Source organism: Spirosoma pollinicola, from assembly GCF_002831565.1.
Taxonomy (GTDB): domain Bacteria; phylum Bacteroidota; class Bacteroidia; order Cytophagales; family Spirosomataceae; genus Spirosoma; species Spirosoma pollinicola.
On sequence record NZ_CP025096.1, the window covers coordinates 4,286,098 to 4,300,247 of the forward strand.

Below are 14,150 nucleotides of genomic sequence, written 5' to 3' on the forward strand. Positions count from 1 at the left end.
AGCTGGTAGCACCGATTTGCCGATGCAAAGTTAAGTAAATGTTGGTCAAACGACCAAATTTCACCCGTACCTTTGCTGTCAAATTTAGTAAGTATGAAGCGTTCAATAGGATTAATTTTAGGTATCGTATTCAGTATCAGCGCATGTAGTTCATCGGATAAAAACGTTGATCAGGGCCGTATTTATTTAAAAGAAGGTAAATTTCGGGAAGCTGTGCAGGTGTTAAACCAGGCAATTGAGTCAAATTCGTCAAATGTCGAAGCATTTAACTCGCGGGGTGTTGCTTATTTTGAGCTAAAGGAATACGCCAATGCCGCTCTTGATTACGAGCAGGCCGTTAAACTGAAACCCGATTATTACCGACCTTATTACAACCGGGCCCTCCTGAAAATAGCTCAGAATGATCAGGCCGGAGCGCTCAAAGATTATTCTGATGCGATTCGGCTTGTTCCCGATACGAGTAAGATCACCGGCGCCGAGCTGTTCCTGAATCGGGGGCAATTATTTGCAACGCAAGGGCAAACTCAACCCGCCATCACCGATTTCTCGAAGGCGATTTCACTAAATCCGAACAACGCCCTGGCTTTGTATAACCGGGGTAATTTGCGATTTAAAGAGAAAGATCTGACCGGTGCAATTGCCGATTTTCAGGAAGCCGTCCGCGCCGATCCCAAGTTTGGTAAAGCGTTTTATGGGTTAGGCATTGCCCAGGTAATCAACAACGAACGGGAAAGCGGTTGCCTGAGTTTGAAGCAAGCCCAAACGCTGGGTTATGTCGACGCAGCCAATGCTGTGGCCGAGTATTGCCAATAATTTTTTGCAGCGTAAATGCCACAAGTTCAGTAAGTCATTCAAGGTGTGTTCTTATAGGGAAAACTAACCCACCTGAATCTAATTCCGATCAAGATGAGAAAAACCCTTTCAATTGTTTTTGGCGTGCTATTCCTGTTGTTTGCCGCCGTTCAGTACAACGACCCCGATCCACAAGTTTGGATACCTATTTACGGTATTGCCGCTGTGGCCTGTTTTATGGCCTATGCCGGTTTAGGGAAATGGTGGTTTTTCGGGCTGCTGGCTGTTATGTTTGTTGTTGCGGCTGTGTATCAGTGGCCGCCGGTCTTTGAAGGCTTTTTGTTTAGTGAAGTTGGTATGCGGAGTGTGAACATTGAACTGGCCCGCGAAGCCGGTGGGCTGGCCATTTGCGCACTGGTGATGGGAATACTGGCCGCGCTGGCGCGTCAACCAATACGTCGATGAAACTCATTGAATGTCCTCGCGATGCCATGCAGGGGCTGGCTCATTTTGTGCCGACAGATCTCAAGATTCGTTACCTCAACGCGTTGTTGACGGTGGGCTTCGACACGCTCGACTTTGGCAGTTTCGTGTCGCCGAAGGCTATTCCACAACTGCGCGACACCGCCGAGGTGCTGGCGGGGCTTGATCTATCGACGACAAAAACAAAATTACTGGCTATCGTCGCAAATGTTCGGGGGGCTGAGCAGGCAGTAGATCATTCACAAATTCAGTATGTTGGTTTTCCACTGTCTGTTTCAGAAACGTTTCAGCAGCGGAATACTAACAAGTCTATCGATCAGGCTTTTGCTGAGGTCGCCGAGATGCAGAATCTGTGCATTCAGGCCGGTAAAGACTTAGTCGTTTATCTGTCAATGGGCTTCGGAAATCCATATGGAGATGTCTATAGTCCCAATCTGGTTGCTGAATTTACGGCTCAACTGGTCCAACTTGGCGTTCGAATCATTGCGCCATCCGATACCGTTGGTTCATCAACGCCAGAAGCTATCGAAAACCTGTTTACGCAGTTGATTCATAAGTTTCCGCAGATTGAATTCGGGGCTCATCTGCATGCTCGTCCGGGCGATGCCCCCGCTAAAGTACGCTCGGCTTTGCGGGCTGGTGTTCAGCGAATAGACGGCGCATTGCGGGGTTTTGGCGGTTGCCCAATGGCGGCTGACTCCCTTACCGGCAATTTGCCTACCGAGGAAATCATCCAGACCCTGGCTGCCGAAGGTATAAACCTATCCCTTAATCAGGAGGCCTTTCAAAAAGCTCTGACACTATCGGCAGGAGTATTTTAATGTAGCGCGGGTTTCCACGGCAGCGGCCGGCCGTCCGCGCTACTCATCACATAAACATTACCTGAATTTCTTCTTTCACGGCTTTTAGTGCGTCGTAGGTAGGTTGTCTGTCTTTCTGGATGATTCGTTCAAAAATCCGTTTGGAGAGTTCGAGGGCGGGGGCGTCGGGGCGGGTGTCGCCCGATGCCTGATTGATCAGCACCATAACATCGTTCATTGCCCCTTGAATCTGGTCCCAAGTAGCCTGGCTCATGTATACCTGCTGTGACAGGTTATGATTGTATTCATCCCGAATTTCCTGCAAGAGCCGTTGCTGAAACTCCAGCACGGTTGTAGAGCTACCGCTCAGCCGAAGCAATAAATTATTGGGACTAATGCGTTCCAGAAACAGAACCATTCGTTCATAAGCTTGTAATCGTATGGGTACAACCGTATCGGTATATCGGTTTTTAACCTCGAACGTATGGCGGTCTGCTTCGCGTTCTAACAACAGTTTGACAGTCACATACATACCGTATAATACCAAACCGGCCGGAACAATCAACTTCAAAAAATCACTCAGTAAGTCCATAAAAGGAAAACGATGTTTAGGGAAAAAGGTAATTTTACCGTAACAGGCTACTATTTATCACCTATTTATGAGCAATAGCGCCTGTATTTATCAATATTTATTATGCTGGATAATCCTGTTATAGTTCGCCCCGAAGCTCGTCAACAGATTCTGGACACGTTACGGGCCAATAAAATTCCCGGAGAATACGGTTTACGTGTTGGTGTTCGGGGTGGAGGTTGTGGTTCATCCTGGTTGTTAGGCTTCGATGTGCCGGGTCCCGCCGACGAAGTGTATAACGTGGAAGGTGTACAGGTCATTATTGACCGCAAACATTTACTGTATGTTCTGGGGGCTGAAATTGGCTATGAACCTGGTGGATTTACGGTCGAAAAGGACTGATGATCAGTTAGTTGGTTTTATTTATACAGGATTTTTAAAAAACATCCCCATATAACTGCTCAAGAATACTTGTTCTCAAAATTCTGGCATGATTTTAGGGCTATTTAAGCAAGAGCCAATATCTACGTTTTGTGAAACGCATTGAAGAACATATTTTTTTGCTGTTAGCTGTATTGTGTGTAACCTTATCGGTATCGTGCTTTTTTTTGTTGGAGCAGAATGCGCCGGGGGCTACAGATGAGCAATACTTGAGTTCTGTTCAGCAACGGGTCAAAGAAGAACTAGTAGTCAGCGCAACTGAACTTGATAGTGTAACGGCTTTACTGAAACGCAAGCCAACGCCAACCTTTGCGGACTTAAGCATACCTACCCACTATCCTTATTTTGTCTTTCGTAAGAAGCAACTCGTCTTCTGGTCCGATCACCGGTTTATTCCCGATTTTGCCCGACTTGCTCTGGTAACAACCCCTAAGCTGGTTGATTTTGGAAAAGAACGATATATCGTTAGCCATAAACGAGTTGACGATGGGGCAGATGGTCTGGACGTATTCTCACTCATCAACATTTATCGATATTACCACAGCAGCAATACCTATTTACAGTCCGGCTACAATCCTGATTTGTTTTCGCTTGATCCTACCACTATATCAGACCAACGATCAACTACATTCCAAACTATTTACGATAATTCGTCAGCCTTTTTATTTTCGGTCATACCGCCCAAGGTTGATGCGTATCGTAACCATTCTACGCCTGTCAATACGGTTATTCTGGCATCGCTGGGTATAATTTTTCTAGGTCTGTATATCCTTCAACTGATGCTTCGGTTGAAACGAAAACGAAACTATGAGGTAAGCTTTATGTTGCTTGCCGCTTATCTGCTGTTGCTGCGGGCAGTGATGCTCTATTTTGGCGTACCGTTTTTATTTTTTGAGATAGACCTGTTTAACCCTAAATTTTACGCGTCTTCTGTACTGGTGCCCTCGCTGGGGGACTTGTTGCTGAATACACTGGTTGGGGTGATATTGACTTTTTACTGGGTTCGGTATTATTACCGAACCCAGATCTATCGTCTACTTTTACAAGTACCTGTCTGGCTACGGCCGGTTATTTCGGTTTTATGCGTAATCTTTAGTTATGGAGTATATACGCTCTGCTTTGTTGAACTCAATAATATTTACGAAAAGTCGCAGTTCACGCTGGATATCACCCTTAACATCCGCTTCTCGTTTCTTAAGATCATTTGCCTGGTCGTTTTTATTACCATTTCATTCATTTACTTCTTAGTTACGCACCTGCTGGCAAGCCTGTTTCTACGGTATAATCGAAATAAGGTTAGTCTGGGAATCGCCTTGATTCTGGCAGGCACGTTGATCAGCGGTGGACTTTGGTTTGTACTCGGCTGGCCAGTAAACAGTATCTTCTTGCTCAATGGCGTTTATTTCCTGGTCATTTTTGCCAGTCAGTTCACAAAAACGCTTTACTCATTCCGCTACAAAACGTCGATCTATTTGTTTTTAGCCGCGTTTATTTATGCTGTAATGACGGCTTATGTGGTTTATAATCAGGAGATTAAGAAGCAATTGATTCATGAGCAGGAGTTTGCTACCCAACTCTTGGCCGAAAATGATGAATTCGGAGAGTTTTTAATGAGTAAGGCACAGGAGTCGATTCAGGGCGATGCCGATATTGGTAAGGCGTTACAAACCGATACGTTGCTTGTGCGGGAACGTATCCAACAGCGTATCAAAAGTTTGCACCTTGATAAATACTTCGACAAGTATGACATTGAAGTGTTTTCATTCCGGGCCAATGGTCGTCCGCTCGACAACAGCCCTAATGCTGTTTCATTTGCTACATTCAAAAACCGGTATCGAAAGCCCGATTATGAAACCGAATACCCCGGTGTGTATTTCGTAAATGAAGTTGGCAATCAATTTGTCAAACAATATTTATGCTTTATTGCTATTCGAAAAGAAGGTCTGGAGTTAATGCCGGATCAATCGAAATCTGCTGATAATCAAGCTATACTGGGTGAGGTAGTGTTGGATTTTCGACTGCGTAACGAGCGACCCAAAAGCGTGTATCCTGAGCTATTGGTCGATACAAAATTTACGCAGAATCCTGATACCCAAGCCTACAGCTATGCTTTTTTTAGCGGTCCTTCTGCCCAAAGTCACTCATTAACCGATGCAAATAAACATCAGGTGCTATACACGGCAGGTAGCTATAATTATGATCGCAAATTCGATCTCTCTTTACTGGATAAGTCAACTTTGTTTGAAAGTGGTATTGCCAGTAATGGGTATCAGCACGTAGCACAACGCGGGAAAGATGGACGAATCATTGTCGTATCGTCGGCAGAATACCCGTTCCGGAATATATTTTCCAACTTCTCTTTTCTGTATCTGCTGCTGGTATTGACGGTGATCATTGTTATTATTGGCTATGCTATTAATTATGGCTTCTCTAAGTTCAGTGTCAACTACTCGACCCGGATTCAGATTCTGCTGAACATTGCTTTTTTCTTACCCCTCTTGTTGGTAATCGTCATCATCGTGAATGTGATCAGTTCAAATTACATTGCCAATCAGGAGAGTACCTATATAAGCAACACACGCAACATTGCCACTAACTTTCTAACCTACTTAGATGAACACTTGCACGCACATAAACGCAGTAAGGCATCAATGGAGGAAGAACTAAGTAAGATAGCGCGTGATGCAGATATCGACATCAATCTATTTGATACGCAGGGCCGTCTTTATACCTCTACACGTCCAATTATTTATGAAGGGGGCTATCTCTCAAAATACATTAATCCAGAGGCTTACATTCACATTATTGAAGACAAAGAAAATGAGCAGCTGCTCAATGAATCGTTGGGAAGCAAGCAATATCGGACAGCTTACGTAGGCATAAAATCGTATGACGGACGATTGCTGGGCGTGCTGAGTATTCCTTATTTTTATGCCCGTCCTGAGCTGGATCGTCAGATTATTGAGGTGATAGCCTCTGCACTGAGCATCTTTACGGCCCTGTTCCTGTCCTTTCTGGTCCTGTCTTATTTCGCGTCGCACGTGTTGACAAAGCCACTCCGCTTATTGACACAAAAAATCAGCAAGACAAACCTCGAACGGCCAAACGATCCATTGATCTGGCAGTCGGATGATGAAATTGGGTTGCTTATTCGGGAATATAACCGCATGTTGGTAAAGCTTGAGGAAAGCAAACAGGCCTTGGCGCAAACCGAGAAACAATCGGCCTGGCGGGAAATGGCCAAGCAAGTAGCCCATGAGATAAAGAACCCGCTAACACCCATGAAATTAACGCTGCAGCATTTGCAGCGAACGTTCCCGACGCCGAACGAAGCTGCGGGCGGGGCTAATGACCCGGCTCGTCGGATTATTTTGCGAACGTTTGATTCGCTGTTAGATCAGATTGATAACCTCAGCGACATTGCTACCTCATTTTCGGAATTCGCGAAAATGCCATTGCCAAAAAAAGAAGTGTTCGAATTAACGGGCGTGTTCAACAAAACCGCCGATCTGTATGCCGATGATGTACGAATTTCGCTTCGTCGGCAAATCACAAACGGGCCGGTTATGGCCGTTGGAGACCGGCAATTGATTGGTCGGATTCTGACCAATTTGCTCATTAATGCTATTCAATCGGTACCGGCGGGCCGTAAACCCGAAATAGACCTTAAGCTATACACCAATAGTGATGCCGTACAAATTGAAATTCATGACAATGGCGCGGGTATACCGGAGGCTATCAGAAGTAAAGTATTTTTGCCAAATTTCAGTACCAAACGGGGTGGATCAGGTCTGGGACTGGCCATTGCCAAACGCGGTATTGAGCACGCAGGGGGCACTATCTGGTTTGAAACCACCGACGGCGTTGGCACGTCTTTCTTTGTATCGCTCCCACTAGCGGGCGTTCCTGGTCCTTTGTTGGGAGAGGCAGTTAATTACTAGATCGCTAATCTGCTAGCGAATGCCTGGTGTAAACGGCTAGTCTATTTTGACATGCTTCCAGTTCTCCCCCGACCGAATGCGGTTCAGTTGCGTATGGGTAATGCCAAACTGCTTGGCAATCATTTTCAGCCGGTTCTTGTCGTTGAGTAACAGCTTCTTTATAATCCGGACTTTACTTTCAGTCAGTTTATAATTACGCGTTTGACGGGGTAACTGGCGATTTTTGAGACTTGGGTTATTTCGATTATGCTCAATCATCTCTTCCTTCGTTACCCAGCGAAGATTCGGATAATAGTTGTTTTTCTTGTCGTGGTCGAGGTGAATGACGAACGTTTGCTCCGGTTGATCGCGCGTTAGAAAATGTTCGGCTACCAACTTATGCACATAACGGTTCAGCGTTTTGCCACCCGACCGAATATTCAATGAGCGGTATCCCTGAATAACGGAGCCTTTTATGAATTTACTGGTGGTTGGACTTGCAACCGTACCAGAGCGAGTTGCTGATGCCGATTGAAAACTACGTAATCGGCCATAATTTGAGACCTCGTAGTGCGGTGGATTTTCAATTCCCTCAAATACAATTGTTACCCACTTCTCGTTCCAAAAACTTTGGCTCTCTTTGACGTTCATGAATGAAGCAAATTTTTAGGCGCAGCTATTGTCAATAACGTACTACCGACCTGAATAAACGTACTTAACTGTGAAAAAGGAAAAGAGGCATGATGACAATATACGATAGTAGCTTGTTACCTTTCACTCTTGCCGGAGGCCCTTTATAATAGTATTAATGGACTCTTAACAAGAATAAGTTAAAATGGTTACCTGAATTTTCAGGGGAACAGAAAAACTTCTGACTACAAGTTGACCAATTCATAGTCAAGACATGCCCAAAATTGCCTTTTGACGACACTGTCTACAAGGATATAAAACTGATAGGCGACAGTTTTAGTTATTTGTAGAACTGCACAAACACCTAATGTGCAATTTGCAGATGCTATGAATACAAACAGCAAGAAAACAGTAGTGGTAGGAGCGACCGAAAAGTCAGGCCGTTATGCTAATCTGGCAGCCTACAGCCTCCTGCGCCACGGGCATGATATTGAATTGATCGGCTTGCGCGAAGGTCAGATTGAAGGACGACCAATTCAGACGGGGCATCCAGTTCTGGACGATATAGATACGGTGACAATGTACGTAGGGCCGCAAAATCAGCCACCCTTATACGAGTATATCAAAAGCCTGAAACCTAAGCGCGTTATATTTAACCCCGGTTCCGAAAATCCGGAATTTGAGCGCCAGTTACGAGCCGAAGGCATCGAACCCATTGAAGCCTGTACGCTGGTGATGTTATCTGTAGGGACGTATTGATAATGTTATAATGTAGAATGAGTGAATGAATAAGTAGACCAATTATTCATTCACTCATTCTATCAGTCACTCATTCTACATTATAACATTACCACTTTATCAGGGCCGATGCCCAGGTGAAGCCGCTTCCGAAAGCTGCCAGGCAAACCAGGTCACCCGGTTTGATGCGACCCTGTTCGAAGGCTTCGGTGAGGGCTATTGGGATGGAGGCTGCTGTCGTGTTGCCGTATTTCTGAATATTATTGAACACCTTTTCGTCGGGAAGATTCATCTGTTGCTGCACATAGCCCGAAATACGAATATTGGCCTGATGCGGTACTAACAGCGAAAGGTCGTCGGGTTGGTATCCATTGGCTGTCAGGCTTTCATTAATTACTTCCATGAATCGAACAACGGCGTGTTTGAAAACGGCATTGCCATTCATGGTCACGTTATAATTTCCTTCGCCAAGGGTCGCTTCTGTGAGCCATTGGCCTTCCCGGCTGCTACCCGGATCCCTGATATATAAATCCTCGGCATAGCGGCCATCGGCGTGCAGATGCGTTGACAGAACACGGTGCTCTGGATCGGTGGTGGCCTGGAGAACTGCCGCGCCCGCACCATCGCCAAAAATGACGGCAACCCCCCGACCTTCGTTGCTTTTATTGAGCAGTGACGACTGGATTTCTGACCCAACTACCAATATGGTTTTATACATCCCCGTCTTGATAAACTGGTCGGCTATAGAGAGCGCGTAAACGAAGCCGGAACATTGGTTGCGAATGTCGATAACCCCAATTCCTTCCAGCCCTAACTCCCGCTGCATCAGAAACGCAGAACCCGGAAAGTAGTAGTCGGGTGTAATGGTTGCATAAACAATCAGGTCAACCGCCGAGGTTTCCAGACCAGCCCGGTCGAGGGCCATACGCGATGCAGCCGTTGCCATACTGGCGTTGGTATCTTTACCATACGTGAAGTAACGCCGTTGTTTAATACCGGTCCGTTCCTGAATCCAGGCATCGGAGGTATCCATATATTGGGTCAGGTCGTCGTTTGTGACAATGTTATCCGGCACATAAAAGCCCAGCCCTTTAATACTAGAATAAACCGTATTCATTCTTTATTTGTAAAATAGCCCGTAAAAGTAGTACTTTTTCTGGCGGCATTTGCCCTATTGCCTGCCTGTACTGGCTAATCCAGAAAAAATACAACCCTATTAAGCCGTACGCAACTCAAACGAGTACTCCTCCATAATCAGGTTGGCCAGCAACTGACGACAGGCGGCATCGACCGTTGCGCGGGCTTCCTCTTCGGTGGCAGCATCTACTTCAAGACTGATGTGCTTGCCAATACGAACCTTGTCGATGCTGTCCATCTGGAGATTATGAAGTCCCAGCTTAACGGCTTTGCCCTGAGGGTCAAGAATTTCCGAGCGGGTCATGATGTTAATTTCAGCGATGTAAGTCATTACTTAATGAGTGAAAGAGTGAAAGAGTGAAAGAGTGAAAGAGTGAAAGAGCGTCAGAAAGTGATAGAGGTTCACTTAGTCGCTCTTTCACTCTTTCACTCTTTCGCTCTTTCGCTCATTTGAAAAAAGTGAAACAAGAATGTAAAGCAGAATAATTAATGGAATAGCTGCGTACTGCAAAAATAGCAAGAGCAAGGCGGAAGCTATCAGAAAACTGAATTTAATCCGGTTTTCAGCCCACCCAAAGGTTTTGAATTTGAGGGCAAAGAGAGGCAATTCCGAAATAAGCATGAACGAAAACGCAATCATCATGCCCAATGCTATGTCATTTTTCCAGATAGCATCGTATTGGGGCTGATAGCGTTCCATAAGAGGAAATGCGCCAATCAGCATTGCGTTGGCTGGAACGGGCAACCCAATAAAGGATTCAGACTGACGCGTATCAATGTTGAAATTAGCCAGCCGCAGGGCCGATAAAACCGCGATAAGAAACGCGCCGTACGAAATAACGCCCAACTCCTGAAACCAGCAAAGTTGAAAAACGATTGTGGCGGGCAGTACGCCAAACGTCACAACATCGGCCAGCGAGTCCAGTTCTTTGCCAAAGGGACCCGACACATGCACAAGGCGGGCCACAAAGCCATCGCCAAAATCCAGGATAGCCGCCAGCCCAATTAACCAGGAAGCTGTGTCCAGATGTCCGCGAAGGGCCATCACTATACCGATACAACCACATAGCAAGTTGCCACAGGTCATAGCGTTGGGAAGGTGCTTAAGTAGCGATTTCATAAATGAAGAATGAAGAGTTAAGAATGAATACTAGTGAGTGCCGATCTAGCTCTTCACCACACGGGTGGCCCCGTCTTCACGTCTACTTCTTCACTTGTTTCACAAAGGGGTTAGTTCGTTTCTCCTGACCGATGGTGGTTGGTTCCATGTGCCCGGCATAAACAACATAATCGTCGGGTAATGTAAAAAACTTGTCTCGTATGCTGTTGATGAGGTCGGCATGATTGCAGTAGGGAAAGTCTGTGCGGCCAACGCTGCCGTTGAACAACACATCGCCACCAACTATATAGCGCTCGGCGTGGTTCACAAAAGCCACATGACCCGGCGCGTGGCCTGGCACAAAGATGACATCTAATGCCGTGTTGCCAAATCGAAACTGATCGCCTTCTTTCAGAAATTTATCAATTGTAGACGGTTCATAACCCCTCAGGCCATATAACGCACAGCGAGTGGGCACATCGTTGAAGATAACCATATCCGACTCATGCAGGTAGGCATCGACATTAAATTTACGCTTCACATAAGCAACCCCAAATACATGGTCGAGGTGAGCGTGTGTGAGGAGTAAATACTTGACAGTAAGTTTATGGCTGTCAATAAATCGACCTAATGCTTCTTTCTCCGCCTGTTCATAACAACCGGGGTCTATAATGACAGCCTCGCCTGTTGCATCGTCGGCAATGACGTATGTATTTTCCTGTAAGGGAGAGAACTCGAATGCTTGAATCATGAAAACTTATTACTAAATTTTTACAAAAGTAGAAACACAGTTGGTTTTTTACGTAAGTCGGGTACCTGCGTTTTCCATTCGCGGATTGTCATGGTACGGACGGAGGCATCGGGCGCGGTTAAGTTACAGGCCACGCACAGACGTGTGTTGCCTTGACAATTAGCAATTATGTCGGCAAACAGCGCATCATTTCGGTAGGGCGTTTCCATGAAAATCTGGGTTTGTAATCGATCCATCGCTTCTTTCTCGATATACCGTATGGCGCGGGCACGATCCTGCCGTTCGATGGGCAGATACCCATGAAAGACAAAGGATTGCCCATTCATACCCGATGCCATTAACGCCAGCAAAATGGAGGATGGACCCACCAGTGGTTCTACCCGCCAGCCCAGCGTATGAGCCATGTTGATCACTACTGAGCCGGGGTCGGCTACACCGGGGCAACCTGCCTCCGACAGTACCCCTGCGTTCCGTTTCCGCTCCATCAACTCCTGAATCTGCCGGCGTGTGTCGGAAGGGGGGGTATCTTTATCGAGATCGAAGAAGGTCGTTTCGTCGATGACACGGCTTGTTTTTAAACCACTGATAAAGCGCCGGGCTGTGCGAACGTTTTCGACAAAGTAAGCATCCGTTTTTTCAATTATTGAGCGGATGTGAGGGGGCAGAACCTGTTCGGCCGTATCGTCGGCAAGCAGGGTAGGGATGAGATATAAAGTGGGCATATTTTGTCATGCTGGCGTTCCAGCGTGACAAAGCTAGCTATTTATAAACCCGATCAATAATTCGACGAACTCGGTGGGTTTTTCGGCCTGTACCCAGTGACCTGCCCCCTGGATCGTTTCGATACGGGCGTTTGGGAAAATTCGTTTGATATTTGGAATGTCTTCATCCAGAATATAGGGCGACTCACTACCCCGTATAAATAAGGTAGGATCGGTCACAATTCTCGGATTGGTCAACTCTTCGCCAATACCATGCAGTTCCCGTTCGATGACGGGAATGTTTATTCGCCAGTCAAACACACCATGCTCGTTGCGATACAGGTTTTTGAGCAGGAATTGCCGCACGGGAATGATTGGTTCATAGGCTTGTAAAATGGCATCGGCCTCATTACGTCCTTTTATACCCAGCAAATTGATTGCTTTTAGACCACGAATAATCTCGGCATGGTGGATCGGGTAAAATTTGGGAGCAATATCGACAACGACCAGTTTTTTAAACGTACCGGGAAATGACATGGCATACTGCATTACGGTTTTGCCACCCATCGAATGTCCAACCAGAATAGCCTGATCGAGACCTTGATCGGTCAAAAACTCATACAGGTCGGCGGCCATATTCTGATAATCCTGATCATTGGCACGGGGCGACTGGCCATGATTACGCTGGTCGAGCAAAAATACACGATACCCTTGAGCGGCAATCGTTTTGCTGATCGTCAGCCAGTTGTCCGACGACCCAAAAAGACCGTGTAAAATAACAATGGCCGGGCCGGTGTCGCCAGTTTGGCGGAAGAATAATTTCATAAGAGCGAAAGAGTGAAAGAGTGAAAGAGCGAAAGATGGGCTATTTGGGTCGGCCGCTCTTTCACTCTTTCGCTCTTTCACTCTTTAATTTACGTAAACAATTTTTTCGCGTTGCTCAACTAATTCGCCGAACGACTGTAAGGTAAACCCATTTTCGCTGGCTACCCGTTCAAATTCAATCGTGCTGGCGGGTTCAACGGCAATCAACAAGCCGCCGGAGGTTTGCGGGTCGGCCAGAATGTATTTTTGATTTTCGGTTAGTTCACTGATTTTGTGTCCGTAGCTATCCCAATTGCGAACAGTGCCACCGGGAAAGCTTTTTTGCGCCAGGTATTCCTCGACCATTGGCAAGCGAGGTACATCCTCAAACGTAAGGGTTGCGCTCAGGCCCGACCCCTCAGCCATTTCGGTGAGGTGCCCCAGCAAGCCAAAGCCCGTTACATCGGTCAGGGCTTTAACGTAGGGAAGTTTGCCCAGAATAGCCCCGAAGCTATTCAGCTTAACCATTTGTTCGGGCGCTACATTGGCGTGTTCGGGTTTCAGAATACCTTTTTTCTGGGCTGTTGTCAGGATGCCAACGCCGATTGGTTTGGTCAGATACAATTTGCAGCCTTTGGTGGCGGTATTGTTCTGTTTCAAATGGTCGAGCCGCACCCTTCCGGTTACGGCCAGCCCAAAAATAGGTTCGGGTGAGTCGATGCTGTGTCCACCGGCCAACGGAATACCCGCTTGGCGGCAAATAGCCCGCGAGCCTTCCAGCACTTGTGCCGCTACTTCGGGCGGTAGTTTATCCAGTGGCCAGCCCAAAATGGCAATGGCCATAATGGGTTCGCCCCCCATAGCATATACATCACTGATGGCGTTGGCCGACGCAATACGCCCAAAATCGAACGCATCATCGACAATTGGCATAAAAAAATCGGTGGTGCTGATGATGGCATCACCATTACCAATGTCGAGCACGGCGGCATCATCGCGGGCGTCATTGCCGACCAGTAGAGTTGAGAATTGACTGGGCGAACTATCGTTCGTGAGTGTAGGGCCGCTGGTTTGGCCATGCAGAATTCGATCCAGAATTTTGGGCGAAATTTTGCAGCCACAGCCTGCTCCGTGGCTATATTGGGTAAGTTTAAAGACAGTGGTTTCGGTTGGTGTCATAAGGGGACAAAACTAAGACAGAAATAGGAGAGTGCCGCGTAAATTAGTTGCTACATGTACATCACTTTATACAGGATGGTTCTATGAAGTCTACAAAGCTATGT

15 protein-coding genes are annotated in these 14,150 nt (G+C 46.5%); 6 read left to right on the forward strand and 9 right to left on the reverse strand.

From position 1 onward, the window contains the following. Positions 1-93: 93 nt before the first annotated feature. The 3 genes from CWM47_RS18040 to CWM47_RS18050 all read left to right on the forward strand — a co-directional run bounded on the left by CWM47_RS18040 (position 94) and on the right by CWM47_RS18050 (position 2,096). Entirely contained in the window at positions 94-813 is a 720-nt protein-coding gene (locus tag CWM47_RS18040; RefSeq protein WP_100989630.1) for a tetratricopeptide repeat protein, read from the forward strand. Between the two features lie 93 nt (positions 814-906). Continuing rightward, positions 907-1,257 carry a transmembrane 220 family protein gene (locus CWM47_RS18045; RefSeq protein WP_100989631.1) on the forward strand — a complete coding sequence of 117 codons (351 nt, stop codon included), beginning with the start codon at positions 907-909 and terminating at the stop codon, positions 1,255-1,257. Continuing rightward, on the forward strand, positions 1,254-2,096 hold the full coding sequence (locus CWM47_RS18050; RefSeq protein WP_100989632.1) for a hydroxymethylglutaryl-CoA lyase: 843 nt from the start codon (positions 1,254-1,256) through the stop codon (positions 2,094-2,096). The genes CWM47_RS18045 and CWM47_RS18050 overlap by 4 nt, the downstream gene beginning before the upstream one ends. 46 nt (positions 2,097-2,142) lie before the next feature. Here the strand turns inward: CWM47_RS18050 and CWM47_RS18055 are convergent, their stop codons facing one another. After that, a complete protein-coding gene (locus CWM47_RS18055; protein WP_100989633.1) occupies positions 2,143-2,667 on the reverse strand; it encodes a DUF7935 family protein in 525 nt (174 codons plus the stop codon). 102 nt (positions 2,668-2,769) lie between these two features. On the opposite strand from CWM47_RS18055, the gene CWM47_RS18060 reads away from it, so the two are divergent. Together CWM47_RS18060 and CWM47_RS18065 are read left to right on the forward strand one after the other, a co-directional pair. Continuing rightward, a complete protein-coding gene (locus CWM47_RS18060) occupies positions 2,770-3,048 on the forward strand; it encodes an iron-sulfur cluster assembly accessory protein (protein ID WP_100989634.1) in 279 nt (92 codons plus the stop codon). Positions 3,049-3,179: 131 nt separating this feature from the next. Continuing rightward, on the forward strand, positions 3,180-7,028 hold the full coding sequence (locus CWM47_RS18065; protein ID WP_100989635.1) for a sensor histidine kinase: 3,849 nt from the start codon (positions 3,180-3,182) through the stop codon (positions 7,026-7,028). Between the two features lie 36 nt (positions 7,029-7,064). On the opposite strand, the gene CWM47_RS18070 is transcribed toward CWM47_RS18065, so the two are convergent. Continuing rightward, entirely contained in the window at positions 7,065-7,658 is a 594-nt protein-coding gene (locus CWM47_RS18070) for an HNH endonuclease (protein WP_100989636.1), read from the reverse strand. A gap of 366 nt (positions 7,659-8,024) precedes the next feature. On the opposite strand from CWM47_RS18070, the gene CWM47_RS18075 reads away from it, so the two are divergent. Then, complete coding sequence (locus CWM47_RS18075; protein ID WP_100989637.1) at positions 8,025-8,396, forward strand: CoA-binding protein; 372 nt, start codon at positions 8,025-8,027, stop codon at positions 8,394-8,396. A gap of 88 nt (positions 8,397-8,484) precedes the next feature. Here CWM47_RS18075 and CWM47_RS18080 read toward each other — a convergent pair whose 3' ends face one another. The 7 genes from CWM47_RS18080 to selD all read right to left on the reverse strand — a co-directional run bounded on the left by CWM47_RS18080 (position 8,485) and on the right by selD (position 14,046). Next, on the reverse strand, positions 8,485-9,492 hold the full coding sequence (locus CWM47_RS18080; protein WP_100989638.1) for a 3-oxoacyl-ACP synthase III family protein: 1,008 nt from the start codon (positions 9,490-9,492) through the stop codon (positions 8,485-8,487). 99 nt (positions 9,493-9,591) lie between these two features. After that, entirely contained in the window at positions 9,592-9,843 is a 252-nt protein-coding gene (gene purS / locus CWM47_RS18085) for a phosphoribosylformylglycinamidine synthase subunit PurS (RefSeq protein ID WP_100989639.1), read from the reverse strand. Positions 9,844-9,930: 87 nt separating this feature from the next. Then, positions 9,931-10,632: a CDP-diacylglycerol--serine O-phosphatidyltransferase gene (gene pssA / locus CWM47_RS18090; RefSeq protein WP_240625945.1), complete on the reverse strand. Its 702-nt coding sequence runs from the start codon at positions 10,630-10,632 to the stop codon at positions 9,931-9,933. An 82-nt stretch (positions 10,633-10,714) separates the two neighbouring features. Further along, positions 10,715-11,362, reverse strand: coding sequence for an MBL fold metallo-hydrolase (locus tag CWM47_RS18095; protein WP_100989640.1), 648 nt, complete (start codon positions 11,360-11,362; stop codon positions 10,715-10,717). A gap of 20 nt (positions 11,363-11,382) precedes the next feature. Beyond that, positions 11,383-12,084 carry an SAM-dependent methyltransferase gene (locus CWM47_RS18100; protein WP_100989641.1) on the reverse strand — a complete coding sequence of 234 codons (702 nt, stop codon included), beginning with the start codon at positions 12,082-12,084 and terminating at the stop codon, positions 11,383-11,385. 33 nt (positions 12,085-12,117) lie between these two features. After that, the gene (locus CWM47_RS18105; RefSeq protein WP_100989642.1) at positions 12,118-12,888 is read right to left on the reverse strand and encodes an alpha/beta fold hydrolase; all 771 of its coding nucleotides are present in this window, start codon (positions 12,886-12,888) and stop codon (positions 12,118-12,120) included. Between the two features lie 84 nt (positions 12,889-12,972). Then, on the reverse strand, positions 12,973-14,046 hold the full coding sequence (gene selD / locus CWM47_RS18110; RefSeq protein WP_100989643.1) for a selenide, water dikinase SelD: 1,074 nt from the start codon (positions 14,044-14,046) through the stop codon (positions 12,973-12,975). Positions 14,047-14,150 lie beyond the last annotated feature (104 nt).